Origin of the sequence: Agromyces sp. NPDC127015, from assembly GCF_042725165.1 — a bacterium.
Taxonomy (GTDB): Bacteria; Actinomycetota; Actinomycetes; order Actinomycetales; family Microbacteriaceae; genus Agromyces; species Agromyces chromiiresistens.
The window spans coordinates 1,009,855-1,029,089 of record NZ_JBHXDI010000001.1; the positions used below are offsets into that span (position 1 = coordinate 1,009,855).

The 19,235-nt window shown below is 70.9% G+C and carries 17 protein-coding genes; 9 read left to right on the forward strand and 8 right to left on the reverse strand.

Annotated elements, in window-relative coordinates; genetic code table 11:
* Positions 1-74 precede the first annotated feature (74 nt).
* From ACFWGP_RS04725 to ACFWGP_RS04755, 7 genes are all read left to right on the forward strand, one after another.
* Positions 75-1,733, forward strand: coding sequence for an ABC transporter substrate-binding protein (locus ACFWGP_RS04725; RefSeq protein WP_376930223.1), 1,659 nt, complete (start codon positions 75-77; stop codon positions 1,731-1,733).
* Between the two features lie 4 nt (positions 1,734-1,737).
* Positions 1,738-2,736: an ABC transporter permease gene (locus ACFWGP_RS04730; RefSeq protein ID WP_376930224.1), complete on the forward strand. Its 999-nt coding sequence runs from the start codon at positions 1,738-1,740 to the stop codon at positions 2,734-2,736.
* Positions 2,733-3,599, forward strand: a complete 867-nt coding sequence (locus ACFWGP_RS04735; RefSeq protein ID WP_376930225.1) for an ABC transporter permease — start codon at positions 2,733-2,735, stop codon at positions 3,597-3,599. The genes ACFWGP_RS04730 and ACFWGP_RS04735 overlap by 4 nt, the downstream gene beginning before the upstream one ends.
* A complete protein-coding gene (gene nikE / locus ACFWGP_RS04740) occupies positions 3,596-5,362 on the forward strand; it encodes a nickel ABC transporter ATP-binding protein NikE (protein WP_376930226.1) in 1,767 nt (588 codons plus the stop codon). Before ACFWGP_RS04735 ends, nikE begins: the two co-directional genes overlap by 4 nt.
* A 119-nt stretch (positions 5,363-5,481) precedes the next feature.
* Positions 5,482-8,064: a valine--tRNA ligase gene (gene valS, locus ACFWGP_RS04745; protein WP_376930227.1), complete on the forward strand. Its 2,583-nt coding sequence runs from the start codon at positions 5,482-5,484 to the stop codon at positions 8,062-8,064.
* Between the two features lie 8 nt (positions 8,065-8,072).
* Complete coding sequence (locus ACFWGP_RS04750) at positions 8,073-8,519, forward strand: GNAT family N-acetyltransferase (protein ID WP_231430956.1); 447 nt, start codon at positions 8,073-8,075, stop codon at positions 8,517-8,519.
* On the forward strand, positions 8,519-8,743 hold the full coding sequence (locus ACFWGP_RS04755; protein WP_231430955.1) for a hypothetical protein: 225 nt from the start codon (positions 8,519-8,521) through the stop codon (positions 8,741-8,743). Before ACFWGP_RS04750 ends, ACFWGP_RS04755 begins: the two co-directional genes overlap by 1 nt.
* Positions 8,744-8,767: 24 nt before the next feature.
* On the opposite strand, the gene ACFWGP_RS04760 is transcribed toward ACFWGP_RS04755, so the two are convergent.
* Both ACFWGP_RS04760 and ACFWGP_RS04765 read right to left on the reverse strand, forming a co-directional pair.
* Positions 8,768-9,589, reverse strand: a complete 822-nt coding sequence (locus ACFWGP_RS04760) for a methyltransferase domain-containing protein (protein WP_376930228.1) — start codon at positions 9,587-9,589, stop codon at positions 8,768-8,770.
* A 9-nt stretch (positions 9,590-9,598) separates the two neighbouring features.
* Positions 9,599-10,039, reverse strand: coding sequence for a YdeI/OmpD-associated family protein (locus tag ACFWGP_RS04765; protein ID WP_376930229.1), 441 nt, complete (start codon positions 10,037-10,039; stop codon positions 9,599-9,601).
* Positions 10,040-10,145: 106 nt separating this feature from the next.
* On the opposite strand from ACFWGP_RS04765, the gene ACFWGP_RS04770 reads away from it, so the two are divergent.
* Positions 10,146-12,206 carry a M3 family metallopeptidase gene (locus ACFWGP_RS04770; protein WP_376930230.1) on the forward strand — a complete coding sequence of 687 codons (2,061 nt, stop codon included), beginning with the start codon at positions 10,146-10,148 and terminating at the stop codon, positions 12,204-12,206.
* 66 nt (positions 12,207-12,272) lie between these two features.
* Here the strand turns inward: ACFWGP_RS04770 and ACFWGP_RS04775 are convergent, their stop codons facing one another.
* From ACFWGP_RS04775 to sufB, 5 genes are read right to left on the reverse strand one after another with little or no spacing between them, the layout of a single operon-like run.
* Positions 12,273-12,602 (reverse strand): metal-sulfur cluster assembly factor, encoded by a 330-nt coding sequence (locus tag ACFWGP_RS04775; RefSeq protein ID WP_231430951.1) that lies wholly within the window; start codon positions 12,600-12,602, stop codon positions 12,273-12,275.
* A gap of 20 nt (positions 12,603-12,622) precedes the next feature.
* Positions 12,623-13,402 carry a Fe-S cluster assembly ATPase SufC gene (gene sufC, locus ACFWGP_RS04780; RefSeq protein WP_231430950.1) on the reverse strand — a complete coding sequence of 260 codons (780 nt, stop codon included), beginning with the start codon at positions 13,400-13,402 and terminating at the stop codon, positions 12,623-12,625.
* 50 nt (positions 13,403-13,452) lie between these two features.
* Entirely contained in the window at positions 13,453-13,779 is a 327-nt protein-coding gene (locus tag ACFWGP_RS04785; RefSeq protein WP_231430949.1) for a non-heme iron oxygenase ferredoxin subunit, read from the reverse strand.
* Between the two features lies 1 nt (position 13,780).
* A complete protein-coding gene (sufD, locus tag ACFWGP_RS04790; RefSeq protein WP_376930231.1) occupies positions 13,781-14,935 on the reverse strand; it encodes a Fe-S cluster assembly protein SufD in 1,155 nt (384 codons plus the stop codon).
* 30 nt (positions 14,936-14,965) lie between these two features.
* Positions 14,966-16,384: a Fe-S cluster assembly protein SufB gene (sufB, locus tag ACFWGP_RS04795; protein WP_231430947.1), complete on the reverse strand. Its 1,419-nt coding sequence runs from the start codon at positions 16,382-16,384 to the stop codon at positions 14,966-14,968.
* A 253-nt stretch (positions 16,385-16,637) separates the two neighbouring features.
* Here sufB and ACFWGP_RS04800 point away from each other — a divergent pair, with 253 nt between their 5' ends.
* Positions 16,638-17,534 carry a heme A synthase gene (locus ACFWGP_RS04800; protein WP_231430946.1) on the forward strand — a complete coding sequence of 299 codons (897 nt, stop codon included), beginning with the start codon at positions 16,638-16,640 and terminating at the stop codon, positions 17,532-17,534.
* A gap of 524 nt (positions 17,535-18,058) precedes the next feature.
* On the opposite strand, the gene ACFWGP_RS04805 is transcribed toward ACFWGP_RS04800, so the two are convergent.
* Positions 18,059-18,979: a heme o synthase gene (locus ACFWGP_RS04805; protein WP_275506939.1), complete on the reverse strand. Its 921-nt coding sequence runs from the start codon at positions 18,977-18,979 to the stop codon at positions 18,059-18,061.
* Between the last annotated feature and the right edge of the window lie 256 nt (positions 18,980-19,235).

Below are 19,235 nucleotides of genomic sequence, written 5' to 3' on the forward strand. Positions count from 1 at the left end.
GCCGAAACGCGGTGTCAGGATGGCCCAGGGCCGGCGTCGTCCCGCTCACATCCCATCTCCCCTTCGAGGACTCGATGCACGCTGCACTCCACCCCCTCCGCCGCCCCCGCACATTCGGCCTGGCCGTCGCGGCACTCGTCGGCGCCGTCGCGCTCGCCGGCTGCCAGGCGGCCGAACCCGACGCCTCCGACGAGCCGGTCGCCGGCGGCACGCTGCGGTACGCCTCCGGCGACGCCGAACCGACGTGCCTCGACCCGCACGTCGGCGGCAACTACCCGCAGGCCCTCGTCGCGACCCAGTTCCTCGAGTCGCTCGTCTCGCTCGACGAGTCGGGCGAGATCATCCCCTGGCTCGCCGAGTCGTGGCAGGCCTCCGACGACGGGCTGACCTGGGAGTTCACGCTCCGCGACGACGTGGAGTTCACCGACGGCACGCCGTTCGACGCCGAAGCCGTGAAGGCGAACGTCGAGCACCTGAAGGACCCGGCGACCCAGTCGTCGACCGGCTACCTCGCGCTCGGCAAGGTCGACCGGGTCGAGGTCGTCTCCCCCGAGGTCGCCCGATTCGTGCTGACGGCGCCCGACAGCGCCCTGCTCGAATCGCTCTCGCAGCCCTGGCTCGCGATCGAGTCGCCGGCCGGCCTCGCCCGGGGCATGGAGGCGAACTGCCAAGCGCCCATCGGCACCGGCCCGTTCGTGGTCGACGGCTGGGAGAAGCAGGAGCGCATCTCGCTCGTGCGCAACGACGACTACGTCTCGCCTCCCGCCGACGCCCAGCACGACGGGGCCGCGTACCTCGAGGCGATCGACTGGCGGTTCATCCCCGACGCCGCCTCGCGCTACGCCGCGCTGCAGGCCGGCCAGGTCGACGTCATCGACAACCCGCAGCCCGACACGGCGGCGGCTGCGGAGAAGTCGGGCGACCCGACATGGATCGACGCGCCCCGCCCCGGCGCATCGAACCGCATCGAGCTCAACTCCGGCCAGGCGCCCTTCGACGACGAGCGGGTCCGCGAGGCGTTCATCGCCGCCGTCGACGTCAACGACGGCATCGACTCGCTCTACTTCGGCACCGCCGAGCGGTCGTACTCGCCGCTCTCCTCGGCGGAGGCGCTCGCCTATTCCGACCCCGACCTGTTCGAGACCGACCTCGACCGCGCGAACGCGCTGCTCGACGAGGCCGGCTGGGCCGAGCGCGACGACGACGGCACCCGCGTGAAGGACGGCGAGCGCCTCGTGGTCCGGTTCCCCGTGAGCACGAACCAGTCCGTGCCCGCGGAGCAGTCGCTCTTCGAGCAGGTGCAGGCGACGGCGAAGGAGGCCGGGTTCGACGTGCAGATCTCCCTGCTCGACCTGTCGAGCTGGTACGGGGCGCTCTTCGCCCACGAGTACGAGATCGTGAGCGCGCCGTACACGAAGGTCGGCCCCGACGTGCTGCGCATCCTGTACCACTCCGACAGCATCACGCCGGCGCCGAGCGGCTACTTCGCGAACCTCGCGCAGGTGAACGACCCCGAGATCGATGCCCTGCTGACGGACGCCGCGTCCACGAGCGACGCCGCCGAGCGGGCCGACCTGTACGAACGGGCCCAGGCGCTCATCCTCGGCGGGCACTACCTGCTGCCGCTCTACGACCAGCAGAACAGCTTCCTCGTGGCGAACTCGGTGCACGGAGCGCGTGCACTGCCGACCGTGTCGACGCCCACCTTCTATGACGCCTGGATCGCCGACTGACACGATGCCGGTCGACGGCGGGTCATCCCCGTCGTCGACCGGCCGCCGGGCCGCCCGCGGCAGCGGACCGGCCGTGCGCCACGTCGCGCTGCTCGTCGGCGGGGCGGTGTTCGTCATGTGGGCGGTCGCGACCCTCACCTTCTTCGCCATCCGCCTGATCCCGGGCGATCCGGCGCAGGCGATCCTCGGCGGGCCCGGTTCGCAGGCCTCGCAGGAGGCCCTCGACCAGGTGCGCCTCGACTACGGGCTCGACCAGCCGCTCCTGGCGCAGTACCTCGCGATGCTGGGCCGCCTCGTCACCGGCGACCTCGGAACCTCGTACGCGCTCAAGGTGCCGGTCGCCGAGCTTCTCGGTGCCCAGGTCGGCGGCACGATGCTGCTCGCCGTCTGCTCGCTCGCGCTCGCGTGGGTGCTCGCGCTGGCGCTGTCGCTCTGGTCGACCGGCCGGGGGCGCATCGCCACGGCCGTCGGACAGGGCATCGAGCTCTTCGCCGCGGCCTTGCCGCACTTCTTCCTCGCCGCCGTGCTCATCGCGGTCTTCAGCTCCGGACTCGGCTGGCTGCCCCCCGTCGCGACCGGCACGCCGGTCGGCCTGGTCCTCCCGGTCGTGACCCTCGCCGTGCCCCTCGCCGGCTTCCTCGCCCAGGTCATGCGCGAGAGCCTCCTCGACGCGATGCGGCAGCCGTTCGTCGTCTCGGCCCGCGCCCGCGGCGAGAGCGCGCTCGGCGTGCGGTTCCGGCACACGCTGCGCCACGCCGCACTGCCCGGCATCAGCCTGTCGGGCTGGGCGCTCGGATGGCTGCTCTCGGGCGCCGTCGTCGTGGAGACGATCTTCGCGATGCCCGGGCTCGGCCGAACCCTCCTGCAGGCGGTGACGCTCCGCGACATCCCGGTCGTGACCGGCGTCGTACTGCTCGTCGCGCTCGTCTACGTCGTCATGACCGTCGTGACGGATCTCGCGATGCGCGTCGCGGATCCGCGCCTCGCCGGGGAGGCGCGATGAGCGATCTCGAACTCCAGCAGGCGACCGTCGATGCTGCTGCGGCCGAGGCCCGACCCACCGGGCGCCCGCGAGTCGGCACGATCATCGCGGGGGCGTTCGTCGCCTTCCTGCTGGTGGCCACGTGCTTCCCGTGGCTGCTCGAGACGTACGATCCGAACGCGATCGCGCCGGCCGACGCGTTCAAGCCGCCGTCGGCAGCGCACTGGTTCGGAACCGACGAATCTGGACGCGACCTCTACAGCCGCGTGATCGCGGGTACGGCGACCTCGCTCGCGATCGGCGTCGCCGCAACTGCGATCGGGCTCGCGCTGGGGCTCGTGCTGGGCGTCGCGGCGAGCTTCGGCGGCCGTGCCGTCGACTTCGGGGTCGGTCGGCTCGTCGAGGTGCTGTTCGCGTTCCCCGGCCTGCTCCTCGCCCTCCTCGTCATCGTCGTCGCCGGGCCGGGGCCCGTCACCGCCACGATCGCCGTCGGCCTGTCGACGGCGCCCGGGTACGCACGGATCATCCGCGGTCAGCTGATCTCGATCCGCTCCGCGCCGTACGTCGAGGCGGCCACGGTGCTCGGACGCACCAGGCCCCGCATCCTCGGTGCGCACATCCTGCCCAATGCCCTCCTCCCGCTCGTCGTCCTCGCGACGCTCGGCATCGGGCAGGCGATCGTCTGGGCCGCGGCGCTCAGCTACCTCGGACTCGGCGCCGAACCGCCGGCCGCCGAATGGGGCGCGATGCTCTCGGCCGGCCGCACCTACCTCGCCACCGCGTGGTGGATGACCGTGTTCCCCGGCCTCATGATCGTCGGCACGACGATCGCGACGACGGTGCTGGGCCGCGCGCTCGCCAGGCGGGAACGGGGCGTCCGATGAACACGACGACCCGCCGTCCCGTGCTCGAGCTCGACGGCCTCTCGGTCGACTTCGGCGACGCCCGCGTCGTCGACGGCGTCGGCCTCTCGATCGCGCCGGGCGAGTGCGTCGCCCTCGTCGGCGAGTCCGGTTCGGGAAAGTCGGTCACCGCCAGGAGCCTGCTCGGCATGGCCGGCGACGGCGCCCGCGTCCGCGCCGACGTCCTGCGCATCGACGGCCGCGACCTGCGCGGAGCGACCGAACGCGACTGGCGCACGGTGCGCGGCCGCACCGCGGGCCTCGTGCTGCAGGATGCGCTCGTCGCGCTCGACCCACTGCGCCCCGTCGGCCGCGAGGTCGAGGACGCCCTGCGCATCCACGACCGGATGCCTCGTGCCGAACGCCGCGCCCGGGCGGGCGAGGTCCTCGACGCCGTCGGCATGCCCGACCCGGCCACGGCCGCCCGCCGGCGCTCCGGTGAGCTCTCGGGCGGACTCCGCCAGCGCGCGCTCATCGCCTCGGCCCTGGCGCTCGACCCACCGCTGCTCATCGCGGACGAGCCGACGACGGCGCTCGACGCGACGGTGCAGGCGCGCGTGCTCGACCTGCTGGCTGCGATCCGCGATCGCGGCACCGGGCTGCTGCTCATCAGCCACGACCTGGCGGTGGTGTCGCGGCTCGCCGATCGCGTGCTCGTCATGCGCGAGGGGCGCGTGCTCGAGCAGGGCGCGACGGCCGCGGTGCTCGGTGCGCCGAGCGACCCGTACACGCGGCAGCTCATCGCCGCCGTGCCCGCCGACGTGCCGCGCGGTGTCGCGCTCAGCGGACCGGGCCCGAAGCCCGCATCCGATCCGACCGAGCCGAGAAGCTCGGCCGTGCCGACCGGTCCGACCAAGCCGGCACGCGGATCGTCGGTCGTCGGTGCCGCCCCGAGCGACGACCACCGCGGTGCGGCGCTGAGCGCCGCACCGCTCCTCGTCGTCGATCGCGTGGGCAAGTCGTTCACCCTTCCCGGCCGAGTGCGGTTCGCCGCCGTCGACGACGTGTCGCTCGTCGTCTCACGGGGCGAGACGGTCGGGCTCGTGGGCGAGTCCGGATCGGGCAAGACCACGCTGGCGCGCCTGGTGCTCGCGCTGACTTCGCCCGACACCGGCACGATCACCTTCGACGGCGAACCGTGGTCGGCCCTCGACGAGCGCGCACGACGACCACGGCGACGGCGGGTCGGGGCGATCTACCAGGACGCGCTGAGCTCGTTCGACCCCCGATGGACCGTCGGCCGCATCCTCGCCGACGCCGACGCGGAAGCGCCTTCCGATGCCGATCAGTACGGCGTCGCGGCATCCCCGACCGCCGACCGCACCGCCGTCCGCACCGGCCGAGCCCGACGCATCGCCGAGCTCCTCGACCGGGTCGGCCTCACCTCCGGTGTCGCCCATCGCGAGCCGCTCACGCTCTCAGGCGGCCAGCGGCAGCGCGTGGCGATCGCTCGCGCGATCGCGGCTCGCCCCGATCTGCTCGTCTGCGACGAGCCGGTCTCCGCACTCGACGTGACCATCCAGGCGCAGATCCTCGACCTGCTCGACGAGCTCCAACGCGAACAGGGGCTCGCGATGCTCTTCATCTCGCACGACCTCGGCGTCGTCGGCCACATGGCCGACCGCGTCGCCGTGATGCGGGCCGGCACCATCGTCGAACAGGGGCCGGCCGACCGGGTGCTCGTCGCGCCCGAGCATCCCTACACCGCGCGGCTGCTGGCCGACGCACCGCGCCTCGCGCACTGACCGCGCCGCGCCGCAACCCCGCCTCACGGGGCGTTCCCCGGTGCGCTCCGCTAGGCTTGAGCGTCACATTCAGGCACCTCATCACGGACTCGGTGCCGCAGATATCGAACCGGAGCATCATGACCGACACCTCGCGCATCCCCGACAAGCCCGCTCTCGAAGGCCTCGAATCGGTCTGGGGAGGCGCGTGGGAGCGTGAGGGCACCTACCGGTTCGACCGCGGATCGGCCACGCGCGAGTGCATCTACTCGATCGACACTCCCCCGCCGACGGCCTCGGGTTCGCTGCACATCGGCCACGTCTTCTCGTACACCCACACCGACGTCGTCGCCCGCTTCCAGCGCATGCGCGGCAAGCACGTGTTCTACCCGATGGGGTGGGACGACAACGGCCTGCCGACCGAGCGCCGCGTGCAGAACTACTACGGCGTGCGCTGCGACCCGACTCTCCCCTACGTCGAGGACTTCGTGCCGCCGTTCGAGGGCGGCGACGGCAAGTCGACGAAGGCCGCCGACCAGGTGCCGATCTCGCGCCGCAACTTCATCGAGCTCTGCGAGCGACTGACCGTCGAGGACGAGCAGCAGTTCGAGGCGCTCTGGCGCACGCTCGGCCTCTCGGTCGACTGGACCCAGACGTACCGCACCATCGCCGACGAGGCGCTGTTCACCTCGCAGCTCGCGTTCGTCCGCAACGTCGAGCGCGGCGAGGCCTACCAGGCGCTCGCGCCGACGCTGTGGGACGTGACCTTCCGCACCGCCGTCGCCCAGGCCGAGCTCGAAGACCGCGAGCAGCCTGGGCACTACCACCGGGTGTCGTTCCACCGCCCCGACGGCGGCATCGTCGAGATCGAGACGAGCCGGCCCGAGCTCATCCCCGCGTGCGTCGCGCTCGTGGCACATCCCGACGACGAGCGCTACCAGCCCCTCTTCGGCACGACGGTGACGACGCCGGTGTTCGGCGTCGAGGTGCCGGTCGTCGCGCACCACCTCGCCCAGAAGGACAAGGGCACCGGCATCGCCATGATCTGCACCTTCGGCGACGTGACCGACGTCGTCTGGTGGCGCGAGCTCGACCTGCCCAACCGCGCGATCATCGGATTCGACGGCCGGGTCATCGCCGAGGCGCCCGAGGCGATCACCTCCGAGGCGGGGCGCTCGGCTTACGCCGAGCTCGCCGGCAAGACCACGTTCAGCGCGAAGCAGGCGGTCGTGCAGCAGTTGCGCGACTCAGGCGACCTGCTCGCCGACCCGAAGTCGATCACCCATCCGGTGAAGTTCTTCGAGAAGGGCGACAAGCCGCTCGAGATCGTGTCGACGCGCCAGTGGTACATCAAGAACGGCGCGCGCGACGAGGCGCTGCGCGAGCGACTCCTCGCGCACGGCCGCGAGATGGACTGGCACCCCGACTTCATGCGCGTGCGCTACGACAACTGGGTCGGCGGCCTCTCGGGCGACTGGCTCGTTTCGCGCCAGCGCTTCTTCGGCGTGCCCATCCCCGTCTGGTACCCGCTCGACGCGCAGGGCGACCCCGTGTTCGACGAACCGATCGTCGCCACCCAGGACCTGCTGCCCGTCGACCCGTCGTCCGCACCCGCGCCCGGCTACGACGAGGCGCAGCGCGGAGCGCCCGGCGGCTTCATCGGCGAGCACGACGTGATGGACACGTGGGCGACCTCGTCGCTCACCCCGCAGCTCGCGGGCGGCTGGGAGCGCGATCCCGAGCTCTGGAGCCTCGTCTTCCCCTACTCGCTGCGCCCGCAGGGCCAGGACATCATCCGCACCTGGCTCTTCTCGACGACGCTGCGCGCCGAGCTCGAGCACGGGGTCGCGCCGTGGGCGAACGCGGCGATCTCGGGCTTCATCGTCGATCCCGACCGCAAGAAGATGTCGAAGTCGAAGGGCAACGTCGTGACGCCCGCCGGACTGCTCGAGCAGCACGGCTCCGACGCCGTGCGCTACTGGGCCGCGTCGAGCCGACTCGGCACCGACGCCGCGTTCGACCCGCAGAACCCGACCCAGGTGAAGATCGGGCGCCGGCTCGCGATCAAGGTCCTCAACGCCGCGAAGTTCATCCTCGGCTTCGAGGGCTCGGCGGACGCCCCGGTGACGGTGCCCGTCGACCGCAGCATGCTCGCCGAGCTCGCCACGGTCGTGGACCGCGCCACCCGCGCGCTCGAGTCGTACGACCACGCTCGTGCGCTCGAGGTCGCGGAGACCTTCTTCTGGACCTTCTGCGACGACTACCTCGAGCTCGTCAAGGAGCGCGCGTACGGCGAGCCCAGCCCCGAGCAGGCCTCGGCCGTCGCCGCGCTGAAGACGGCGCTCGGCGTGCTGCTGCGGCTCTTCGCCCCGGTCATCCCGTTCGCCACCGAGGAGGCGTGGAGCTGGTCGCACGACGGCTCGGTGCACCGGGCCGCCTGGCCGACCGCCGACGAGCTCTCGGCCCGCGGCGAGGCGAGCGGCGAGCTGCTCGAGCTCGCGAGCCTCGCGCTCACCGGTATCCGGCGCGCGAAGACCGACGTCAAGGCCTCGCAGAAGACGCCCGTCGCCCACGCGACGATCGCCGCGCCCGCCGCGACGACCGCGCTGCTCGAGCACGTGGCATCCGACCTGCGCGCGGTCGGGCGCATCGCCGAGCTCGCCTTCACCGAGGCCGACGAGTTCGACGTCCGCGACGTCGTCTTCGAGGCGCCGTCCGAATAGGGGAAACCATGACCAACGAGATCCGGATGGCCGGAGACGACGACTTCTTCGGCTGGCTGCCGCTCTTCGAGGCGTACTGCACGTTCTACGAGACCGAGCTCGACGACCAGAAGGCGCTCATCGTCTGGAACTGGCTGCGCGACGAGCACAATCCGCTGCAGGCCGCGCTCGCCGTCGACGAGGAGGGCACGCCCGTCGGGCTCGCGCACTTCCGCCAGGTCCCCGAGTCGCTGAGCGCCACCTACGGCATGTACCTCGACGACCTCTACGTGGCCGAGTCGCAGCGCGGCACGGGCACCGGCCGTGCGCTCATCGAGTTCGTGCACGCTCGCGCAGCCGAGGTCGGCCACGGGGGCGTGGCGTGGATCACGGCCGCCGACAACGAGACCGCGCAGCAGCTCTACGACCGCCTCGCGAAGCGCACGAGCTGGGTGACCTACGAGATGGAGGCCTGATGCGACTCGGCACGAGGTGGGCGTTCGGCGACGAGCCTCCGGCCTCGGTGCCGGGCGACCTCCGTCCGCGCATCGCCGCAGCCGAGGCCGCGTTCGAGGGCGATCCCGCTGGTCGCCACTGGACCCTCACCTGGCTCGAGGGACGCCCGATCGCCGAGCTCGACGACGGCACCGTCGTTCGCGAGGTCATCGCCGACGCGCTCGACGCCGACGAGGACTGGTAGCGCTCCTCGACCGGCGGTACCCGCTCAGGCCCGGGCGAGCACCTCGCCGTGCGGCATGAGCAGCCACCCGTCACGATCGGCCGCCCAGTCGCGCCACGCCTGCGCGACCCGCCGGAGCTCGTCGGGGTTGGAGTGTCCCGACTCGATCGCGTGTGCGGCGAAGCTCGACTCGGTCGCCCGCTCGGCCCACGAACCGCCCCACCACTCGCGCTCGAGGTCGCTCGCGAACACCCAGACGGAGCCCGACGCGGTCACGTCGGCGAATCCCGCCTCGCGCGCCCACCGCTTGAGGTGGCGGCCGGCGTGAGCGTCGCCGCCGTTCCAGTCGTGCACGTCGTGGTACAGCGCGAGCCAGCGATCGAGGCCCGCCGAGGCCGGGCTCCAGATGATCCCGCCGTAGTCGACGTCGCGTACGGCGAGCAGTCCCCCGGGCCTGAGCACGCGCCGGAACTCGCGCAGCGCGTCGACGGGCCGGGCGAGATGCTGCAGCACCTGGTGGGCGTGCACGACGTCGAAGGCGTCGTCGTCGACGTCGAGCTCGTAGGCATCACCCGTGCGGAACTCGACGTTGCCGACCCCCTCGCTCGCTGCGAGGCCGGCGGCCTGCGCCACGACGTCTTCAGACGCGTCGATGCCGACGACCCTTCCCGGGCGCACGCGGCGCGCGAGGTCGACGGTGATCGTGCCCGGGCCGCAGCCGACGTCGAGGATGCGGGCGCCGGCATCGAGATGCGGGGCGAGGTACGCCGCCGAGTTCTCGACGGTGCGCCACGCGTGGATGCGCAGGACGCTCGCGTGATGGCCGTGGGTGTACGCGTCGCGGGTCGACGGCGATTCGCTCTCCATGACCCGAGCCTACGCGCGCAGCGTTTCGACGGCGGCCGCGATCCGGCGCTCGCGCGTCTCGGGGCGCTTCGCCTCGGCGACGCCGCGTGCGAGCTCCTTCCGCCGTGAGTACGACAGCGCCTCGAAGGCCCTCCTCGCGGGCGGCTCGGCGTCGAGGGCTGCCGCGAGGTCGGCCGGCACGTCGACCGCGCGCTCGGCGGTGTCGAGGTCGACGGTCGCCTCGACCGCATCACCGATGTCGACGCCGAGCTCGGCGCGCACCGCCTTCGACAGCCCGATGACGTTGCGGCCGTCCATCACGGCCAGGCGCACCCGCGCGGAGCGGCCGGCGATGCCGACGACGACCGCGGCGCGCTTTCCGCCGCCGAGCGCGTCGACCTGGGCATCGGTCAGCTCGAGGGCGGTCGCCGGGCCGAACGGGACGAGCACGGTGCTGATGCGAACGGTCATGGATCGATCATGGCGCGCGCGACGCGCGGATGAGAAGCCCGGCGCCGCGCGGCGACACGGATCCACGCGCCGCCGCCCCGATCGGCCGCGCCCGTAGTGTTGACGGATGGACGACGCCCATCGCAACCCGCTGCTCGACCCGAGTCCGCTCCCGTACCGGTTGCCCCTGTTCGAGCTCATCACCCCCGCCGACTTCCGGGAGGCGCTCGAACTCGGCATGGGCGAGCAGCGCGAAGAGCTCGACCGCATCGCCGGCGACGCCGACCTGCCGACGTTCGAGAACACGATCGTCGCCCTCGAGCGCTCCGGCGCGACGCTCCGCCGGGTGCTCCCGGTCTTCGAGAACCGCAGCTCGGCCGACGCCGACGAGGCCGTCGACGCGATCGAGGCCGAACTCGCGCCGAGGCTCGCCGCGCACCGCGACGCGCTGCTTCTCGAACCCCGCCTGTTCGCGCGAATCGACGCGCTCGTCGCGCGACTCGACGCCGGCGGGTTGGAGCTCGCCGACGACGAGGCATACCTGCTGCGCCGCCGGCATCGCGTCGCCGTGCTCGCCGGCGCCCGCCTCGACCCCGACGGGCGCGCCGCGCTCGAACGCCTCAACGAACGCATCGCCGGACTCACGACCGCCTTCCAGCAGACGCTCCTCGCCGACACCAACGAGCGGGCGCTCCATCTCACCGATGAACACGACCTTGCGGGGCTCGACGACCGGCGCCGCGCGACGGCTCGTGCGGCGGCGGTGGCCCGCGGGCTCGACGGCTGGCTCCTCCCCCTCGTCCTGTCGACGCAGCAGCCCGCACTCGCCGAGCTCGACTCTCCAGCGTCGCGCGACCAGCTGTTCGCCGCGTCGCGGGGTCGCGGCACCTCGGGCGGCGACCACGACACCCGCCAGATCCTGCTCGCGCTTGTCGCGCTCCGCGCCGAGCGGGCGAAGCTGCTGGGCTTCGCCGACCACGCGAGCGCGGTCACCGCCGACGAGACCGCCGGGACGGCAGAGGCCGTCGCCGAACTGCTCGGGAGGCTCGCGCCGACCGCCATGGCGAACGCGCAGCGAGAGGCGACCGCCCTCGCCGGACGGGCCGAGCGGGACGGACTGCGCCCGTTCGAGGCATCCGACTGGATCTACCTCGCCCAGCGCGAACGGGCTGAACGCCACGACGTCGACCTCGCGGCGATGCGCCCGTACCTGGAGGCCGACCGGGTGCTCCGAGACGGCGTGTTCCACGCGGCGACCCTGCTCTACGGGCTCCGGTTCGCCGAACGGCCCGACCTCGTCGGCCACCACCCCGACGCGCGGGTGTTCGAGGTGAGCGAGGCGGACGGCGCCGCCGTCGGGCTGTACGTGCTCGACCTCTACGCGCGCTCCTCGAAGCGCGGCGGCGCCTGGATGAGCTCCCTCGTCGAGCAGTCGGAGCTCACGGGCGACCTGCCCGTCGTCGTCAACCACCTCAACGTGCAGAAGCCCGCCGACGGCGACCCGACGCTCCTCACCTTCGACGAGGCCGAGACGCTCTTCCACGAGTTCGGCCACGCCCTGCACGGGCTGCTCGCGCGCGTGCGGTTCCCGAGCGCCGCGGGCACGAACGTCTTCCGCGACTTCGTCGAGCTGCCGAGCCAGGTGAACGAGCTCTGGATGCTGCGGCCCGAGGTCCTCGGGAACTATGCGGTGCACCACGAGACGGGAGAACGGCTCGCCACCGAGTTCGTCGAGCGCCTCCTCGCGTCGCGCACGTTCGGCGAGGGATTCTCGACGACCGAATACCTCGCGGCCGCGATCCTCGACCAGGCCTGGCACCGGCTCGACGCAGAGACCGCCGCGGCACTGGCGCCCGCCGACGTCGCGGAATTCGAGCGCGCGGTGCTCGACGCCGCCGGGCTCGCCGACCCGCTGCTGCCGCCGCGGTACTCGAGCGGCTACTTCGCCCACGTCTTCGCGGGCGGCTACGACGCGGGCTACTACTCGTACGTCTGGAGCGAGGTGCCGGGCGCCGACATCATGGCCTGGTTCGAGGAGCACGGCGGCGCGACGCGCGAGAACGGCGACCGGTTCCGGGCGGAGATCCTCGGCCCGGGCGGCTCGCGCGATCCGCGCGAGTCCGTGCGCGCCTTCCTCGGCCGCGAGCCGCGGATCGACGCGCTGCTCGCTCGCCGCGGCCTGACCTGAAACGACGGATGCCTCGTGCAGCGACTGCTGCACGAGGCATCCGTGCTCGTGGTTCGGGCGACCGGGTCAGATCGCGAAGCCGAGCGCCCGCATCATGTCGCGGCCGTCGTCGGTGATGCGTTCGGGGCCCCACGGCGGCATCCACACCCAGTTGATGCGGAACGCCTCGACAACCCCGTCGAGGGCCTCGGCCGTCTGCTCCTCGATGACGTCGGTCAGCGGGCAGCCGGCGCTCGTGAGCGTCATGTGGATGACGAGCGCGTCGTTCTCGTCGTCCCAGCCCAGGTCGTAGATGAGGCCGAGGTCGACGATGTTGACCCCGAGCTCCGGGTCCATGACGTCTTTCAGGGCCTCGGAGACCTCGTCGTAGCGCTCGGGCGCGAGTGAGGTGACCATGGTGCGATTCTACCCGTGGACTATTCGGCGGCGGCCGCGGACGCCGGCTCGGCGACCTGGTAGCGGTCGTAGCCCTCGTCCTCGAGGCGGTCGGCGAGCTCGGGGCCACCCTGCTCGGCGATGCGACCGGCGACGAACACGTGCACGAAGTCGGGCTTGATGTAGCGGAGGATGCGCGTGTAGTGCGTGATGAGCAGGATGCCGAGGCCCGTGTTCGCCTTAGCGCGGTTGACGCCCTCCGAGACGATCTTGAGCGCATCGACATCGAGGCCCGAGTCGGTCTCGTCGAGGACCGCGAACCGCGGCTTCAGCAGCTCGAGCTGGAGGATCTCGTTGCGCTTCTTCTCGCCGCCCGAGAAGCCCTCGTTGACGTTGCGCTCGGCGAAGGCCGAGTCCATCTTCAGGTTCGACATCGACTCGCGGACGTCCTTCACCCACGTGCGGACGCTCGGCGCCTCGCCGTCGATCGCCGTCTTCGCCGTGCGGAGGAAGTTCGTGACGGTGACGCCGGGAATCTCGACCGGGTACTGCATCGCGAGGAAGAGACCCGCGCGAGCACGCTCGTCGACCGACATCTCGAGGACGTTCTCGCCGTCGAGGAGGATCTCGCCCTCGACGACCGTGTACTTGGGGTGGCCGGCGATGGTGTAGGCGAGCGTCGACTTGCCCGATCCGTTCGGGCCCATGATGGCGTGGATCTCGCCCTCGTTGATGACGAGGTCGACGCCGCGGAGGATCTCGCGGGTGCCCTGGTCGGTCTCGACGTTGACGTGCAGGTTCTTGATCTCGAGCACAGACATGTTCTTGGGAATTCTCTTTCGGTAGCCGGCCGCGGCCGGAACAGCGTGGGTCAGACGGTCAGCGTGACCGAGGGGTCGATGTGGACGTCGCCGCCCTCGATCTCGACCCGGTAGACGGGAACCGGCTCGTAGGCCGGGAGGGTGAGGGGCTTGCCGGTCTTCAGCGAGAACTTCGAGCCGTGGGCCCAGCATTCGAGCGTGTCGTCCTCGACGAAGCCCTCGGCGAGCGAGATGTCGCCGTGGGTGCATGTGTCGCCGATCGCGAAGACGTCGCCCGCGGAGTCCTTCACGACCGCGATCGGCACGCCGTCCAGAACGAATCGCGACGCCTGGTTCTCGACGAGCTCGTCGACGGCGCAGACACGAACGGATGCCACGTCAGTTCCCCTGCAGTTCGGCTTCGATGGCGGCGGTGAGCCGCGATTCGAGCTCGGGCGAGCCGATCTTCTGCACGACCTCGGTGAGGAAGCCACGCACGACGAGGCGACGCGCCTCCTCTTCGCGGATGCCGCGGGCCATCAGGTAGAAGAGCTGCTCGTCGTCGAACCGGCCGGTCGCCGACGCGTGGCCGGCGCCCTCGATGTCGCCGGTCTCGATCTCGAGATTCGGCACCGAGTCGGCGCGCGTGCCCTCGGTGAGCACGAGGTTGCGGTTCTGCTCGTAGCTGTCGGTGCCGGTCGCCTTCTGGCCGATGAGCACGTCGCCGATCCAGACGGTGCGCGCGCCCTCGCCCTGCAGGGCACCCTTGTAGGTCACGCGGCTCTTGGTGTGCGGCGCGTCGTGGTGCACGTAGACCTGCTGCTCGAGGTGCTGTCCGGCGTCCGCGAAGTAGAGGCCGAGCGCCTCGACGTCGGCGCCCTGCTCGGCGAGGTGGGTCGAGGGGTTCACCCGCACGACCTTGCCCCCGAGGGAGACGACGATGTGCTTGAGGAAGGCGTCGCGGCCGACCTTCGCGAACTGGCTCGCGAGGTGCACCGAGTCGTCGCTCCACTCCTGCAGCGAGACGACGGTGAGCTGAGCGCCCTCGCCCACGAGGATCTCGAGGTTCTCGGACAGGCGGGCGTCGCCGGTGCCTCGGAGGACGACGAGGCCGCGGCTGTTCGGCGCGATCTCGATGATCGTGTGGGCCGCGCGAGGCGTGGCGCCGAGACCCGAGCGGGTGACGGTCGCGACCTTGTCGTCCTCACCGGTCACGGAGATGAGGAGCGCCTCGTCGAAGCTCGACCAGGCGTTGGCGCTCGCGCGCTCCTCCGGCGTGCCGGCCGTGCCGATGCGGGCGTCGTCGCGGGCGATCCACGAGACGGCGACGCCGTCGACCTCATCGGCCTCGACGTCGGGACGAGAGCCGTCGAGCGCACCCGAGGTCAGGTCGGCGAACGCCGCGACGGGCGACAGCTTCCACTCGTGCTCGCGGCCGTTGACCGGCTCGAAGTCCTCGACGTTCACGGAGCGGAAGCGCTCGGAACGGGTCTGGACCGGGACGAACGCGCCGTCGGAGTGCGCGACGAGCCCGTGCTGCTCTGCGGTGGGCATAGCGGTGCTCTGCATTGCGGTGGTCATCGCTTAGCCGACCGATCCTTCCATGCCCATCTCGATGAGCTTGTTGAGTTCCATCGCGTATTCCATCGGCAGCTCGCGCGCGATCGGCTCGATGAAGCCGCGCACGATCATCGCCATGGCCTCGTCCTCGGGGATGCCGCGGGCCATCAGGTAGAACAGCTGCTCCTCCGAGACCTTCGAGACCGTGGCCTCGTGTCCGAGCTGCACGTCGTCGACCCGGATGTCGATCGCCGGGTACGTGTCGCTGCGCGAGATCGTGTCGACGAGCAGCGCGTCGCAGCGCACGGTGTTGGCCGCGTGGTGGGCGTTCGCGTCGACGCGGACCTCGCCGCGGTAGCCGGCGCGGCCGCCGCCGCGTGCGATCGACTTCGAGACGATCGACGACTGCGTGTACGGCGCCATGTGGATCATCTTCGCGCCCGCGTCCTGGTGCTGGCCCGGGCCGGCGAAGGCGACCGAGAGGGTCTCGCCCTTGGCGTGCTCGCCCATGAGGAAGATCGACGGGTACTTCATCGTCACCTTCGAGCCGATGTTGCCGTCGACCCATTCCATGGTGGCGCCCTCGGCAGCCGTGGCGCGCTTCGTGACGAGGTTGTAGACGTTGTTCGACCAGTTCTGGATCGTCGTGTAGCGAACGCGGGCGTTCTTCTTCACGATGATCTCGACGACGGCCGAGTGCAGCGAGTCGCTCTTGTAGATCGGGGCGGTGCAGCCCTCAATGTAGTGCACGTACGAGCCTTCGTCGGCGATGATGAGCGTGCGCTCGAACTGGCCCATGTTCTCGGTGTTGATGCGGAAGTAGGCCTGCAGCGGGATCTCGACGTGCACGCCCTTCGGCACGTAGACGAACGAGCCGCCCGACCAGACCGCCGTGTTCAGCGCGGCGAACTTGTTGTCGCCGGCGGGGATGACGGTGCCGAAGTACTCCTCGAAGAACTCGGGGTGCTCGCGCAGCGCCGTGTCGGTGTCCATGAAGATGACGCCCTGGCGCTCGAGCTCTTCGTTGATCTGGTGGTAGACGACCTCGGACTCGTACTGGGCCGCGACGCCCGCGACGAGGCGCTGGCGCTCGGCCTCGGGGATGCCGAGTCGCTCGTAGGTGTTCTTGATGTCGTCGGGCAGGTCCTCCCAGGTCTGGGCCTGCTTCTCGGTCGAGCGCACGAAGTACTTGATGTTGTCGAAGTCGATCTCCGACAGGTCGGCGCCCCAGGTCGGCATGGGCTTGCGCTCGAAGAGCTGCAGGCCGCGCTGGCGGCGCTGGAGCATCCACTCCGGCTCGTCCTTCAACCGCGAGATATCGGCGACCACCTCCGGCGAGATTCCGCGACGGGCCGAGGCCCCCGCGGCGTCGGAGTCGGCCCAGCCGAACTCGTAATTGCCGAGCCCTTCGAGCTCGGGGCGGTCGATCAGTACGTCCGTCATGCTCTCCCTCTTCTCCTCCCGTGCGACCGGCTATCAGTCCGGCTCATCCCCCTCGCCAGTCGAGGCACTCGGTGAGCGGGTGATGATGTGCGGGTGGCTCCAGTGCGAACCTAAGATGGCTGGTGCCTGCGTGCCGCGCTCTTGCGCGCGTCGCAACAGTTGCGCCAACCACTCAAGTCTATAGGGTCGCCGCCGTGTGGGTCCTGGGACTCCCAGCCCCGTCACAGCGCGACCCGGATCAGGAACGACCCGCGTGCCCCGTTCACTCCGCTTCTTCGCCTGGGCCTCCTTCGTCGCGCAGGTGACGATCATCGCGACCGGCGGCGCGGTGCGCCTCACCGGTTCGGGTCTCGGATGCCCGACCTGGCCGACGTGCACGCCGGAGTCGCTCGTGCCCACCGAGGAGCTGAGCTACCACTCGCTGATCGAGTTCGGCAATCGGACGATGACCGGAGTCGTGGGCGTCCTCGCCCTCATCGTGTTCCTGCTCGTCTGGCGCATCCGGCGCGAGCGGCGCGACCTGTTCGTGCTCTCGCTGATCGTCGGCATCGGCATCGTCGCGCAGGCGATCGTCGGCGGCATCACCGTCTGGACAGGCCTCAACCCGTTCATCGTCGGCTTCCACTACGTCTCCTCGCTCGTGCTCGTCTGCGTCACCGCAGCTTTCCTCGCCCGTCTCGACGAACCCGCAGGCCCTCGTGAGCGGGCCGTTCCCGCCTGGTACGCGGGACTCACGCATGCGACGAGCGCGGTGCTCGCGATCTCGATCGTCTTCGGCGTCCTCACGACCGGGTCGGGTCCCCACTCGGGCGACGCGGCAGCCGGTCGCACCGGCTTCGACTCCGAGGTCCTCGAGCACGTGCACGCGTGGCCCGGCTACCTGCTGTTCGTACTCACCCTCGTGCTCGTCATCGCCGCATGGCGCGACGGCCTGCCGACCCGCCGCTGGGCGACCGCGCTGCTCGTCGTCGAACTCGTGCAGATCGCGGTCGGCCTCTACCAGGCGCGCAACGGCCTGCCGCCGCTCGCCGTCGGGGTGCACATGGTGCTCGCCGCCCTCTCGGCTGCCGCGATGACCCTCGTCATCCTGCACCTGAAGCGCCCGATCGCTGCCGAGGTGTCGCGTACCCCGGTCGCGGCATCCGCCTGACCCGCGCCACCATTTCGGAGATCAGCGCAGGTTCGGGCACCTGGAGCCCGATCGCTCCGCGTTCACGGCGATCCCCGATCTCTGTCGCACTCCCGATCCGGATGCCATGACAAAGACAGCAGTCAGCGCCGGTGCAGGCCCTGCGCGACCGCCCGCGCGATGCGGTCCTGCACTCCCGGCCAGTCGTGGACGACGTGGTGAGAGCCCACCCTGATGACGTGGTAGCCGAGCAGAACGAGCCACGAGCGCAAGGACGTTCTCGATCGGGTCGAGGAGCGCGTCGGGATGCCGCGGCACAAGCGGTCTCGACCAGTGGACTCGTGCGGCGAGCGGCGGCACGGCGCCGTGCGCGTCCTTCGCGACGTGCGCGCCGTCGTCCTCGAGTACCCAGAGTCCGCCCGACGCCGCCCGATCGGAGATAATCCAGCTTTCGGAGCCACGGGCTGACACCCTTCCGAGTCGGTGGCGATCTCCGAAGAGGCGACGGGCGCAAATTGCGCCCGGAAGGGAGGTGAGACCCTGACTCAGAAGGGCAGCAGCGGGTCGACGCCGACCGCGAGGAACAGCAGCGACAGGTACGCGATCGAGCCGTGGAACACGCGCATCGGCGAGACCTGGACGTGCCGGATCGCGAGGTTGTACAGGCGGTGCGTCTCGTAGATGAACCAGACGCCCGTGACGATCGCGACGGTCGAGTACACCAGCCCCATGTCGGCAACGGGGATCAGCAGGAGCGAGCAGGCGACCGTCGCCCACGCGTAGAGGATGACCTGGAGTCCGACCTGCGCCCGACCGCGCACGACGGCGAGCATCGGAACACCGGCCGCCGCGTAGTCGTCCTTGTACTTCATCGACAGCGGCCAGTAGTGCGGCGGGGTCCACAGGAAGATGATCAGGAACAGGATGAACGGTGCCCAGTCGAGGCTGCCGGTGACGGCCGCCCAGCCGATGAGCACGGGCATGCAGCCCGCGATGCCGCCCCAGACGATGTTCTGCGCGGTGCGGCGCTTGAGGATCAGGCTGTAGAAGACGACGTAGAGCAGGATCGCCGCGAGCGAGAGCAGTGCGGCGAGCCAGTTCGTGAAGACCCACAGCCAGACGATGGATGCCGCGCCCAGCGCGTACGCGAAGACGAGCGCCTCGCGGTCGCTGAGTTCACCGGTGACGAGCGGGCGCCCCTGGGTGCGCTTCATGACCCGGTCGATGTCGCGATCGATGTAGCAGTTGAACGCCCCTGCGGAACCGGCGCTCATGGCACCGCCGATGAGGGTCGCGAGCATCAGCCACAGGCTCGGCAGCCCCTGCTGCGCGAGGATCATGGTCGGCGCCGTCACGACGAGCAGCAGCTCGATGACGCGCGGCTTAGTGAGCGCGAGATAGGCGGCGAGCTTGCGCCGAACGGTCATCGCCGGTCGGGCTTCACGGGTGTCTACGGCTGCCTGCATCGTTCCTCTTCCGAGGCGCGCGCGCAGGCTCGTGCCGGGCGCCGCGCCGCCTCCCGACGATTCTAGGCCATCCGGCCGGCCGGGCCCGGTTCGGCGCCACCGCAACCCTCACACGAGACACTGCGCGGTGTGAGTCATACCCCGTCATCGCGCGTCACGAAGTCCATATACTGAGGAATGCGCGCTTGGCGCCGTGATCCACGATTCCCCCCAAGGCATCCCAACCGGTTCACGCGCCCGGCGGTACCGCGCCGCA

Coding starts and splice junctions, on each gene's coding strand:
- ACFWGP_RS04750 (WP_231430956.1), top strand. CDS start 8,073: ATGACCAACGAGATCCGGATGGCCGGAGACGACGACTTCTTCGGCTGG.
- sufC (WP_231430950.1), bottom strand. CDS start 13,402: ATGTCTGTGCTCGAGATCAAGAACCTGCACGTCAACGTCGAGACCGAC.
- ACFWGP_RS04725 (WP_376930223.1), top strand. CDS start 75: ATGCACGCTGCACTCCACCCCCTCCGCCGCCCCCGCACATTCGGCCTG.
- ACFWGP_RS04775 (WP_231430951.1), bottom strand. CDS start 12,602: ATGGTCACCTCACTCGCGCCCGAGCGCTACGACGAGGTCTCCGAGGCC.
- ACFWGP_RS04735 (WP_376930225.1), top strand. CDS start 2,733: ATGAGCGATCTCGAACTCCAGCAGGCGACCGTCGATGCTGCTGCGGCC.
- ACFWGP_RS04760 (WP_376930228.1), bottom strand. CDS start 9,589: ATGGAGAGCGAATCGCCGTCGACCCGCGACGCGTACACCCACGGCCAT.
- ACFWGP_RS04755 (WP_231430955.1), top strand. CDS start 8,519: ATGCGACTCGGCACGAGGTGGGCGTTCGGCGACGAGCCTCCGGCCTCG.
- nikE (WP_376930226.1), top strand. CDS start 3,596: ATGAACACGACGACCCGCCGTCCCGTGCTCGAGCTCGACGGCCTCTCG.
- ACFWGP_RS04770 (WP_376930230.1), top strand. CDS start 10,146: ATGGACGACGCCCATCGCAACCCGCTGCTCGACCCGAGTCCGCTCCCG.
- sufD (WP_376930231.1), bottom strand. CDS start 14,935: ATGCCCACCGCAGAGCAGCACGGGCTCGTCGCGCACTCCGACGGCGCG.
- valS (WP_376930227.1), top strand. CDS start 5,482: ATGACCGACACCTCGCGCATCCCCGACAAGCCCGCTCTCGAAGGCCTC.
- ACFWGP_RS04805 (WP_275506939.1), bottom strand. CDS start 18,979: ATGCAGGCAGCCGTAGACACCCGTGAAGCCCGACCGGCGATGACCGTT.
- ACFWGP_RS04765 (WP_376930229.1), bottom strand. CDS start 10,039: ATGACCGTTCGCATCAGCACCGTGCTCGTCCCGTTCGGCCCGGCGACC.
- ACFWGP_RS04730 (WP_376930224.1), top strand. CDS start 1,738: ATGCCGGTCGACGGCGGGTCATCCCCGTCGTCGACCGGCCGCCGGGCC.
- sufB (WP_231430947.1), bottom strand. CDS start 16,384: ATGACGGACGTACTGATCGACCGCCCCGAGCTCGAAGGGCTCGGCAAT.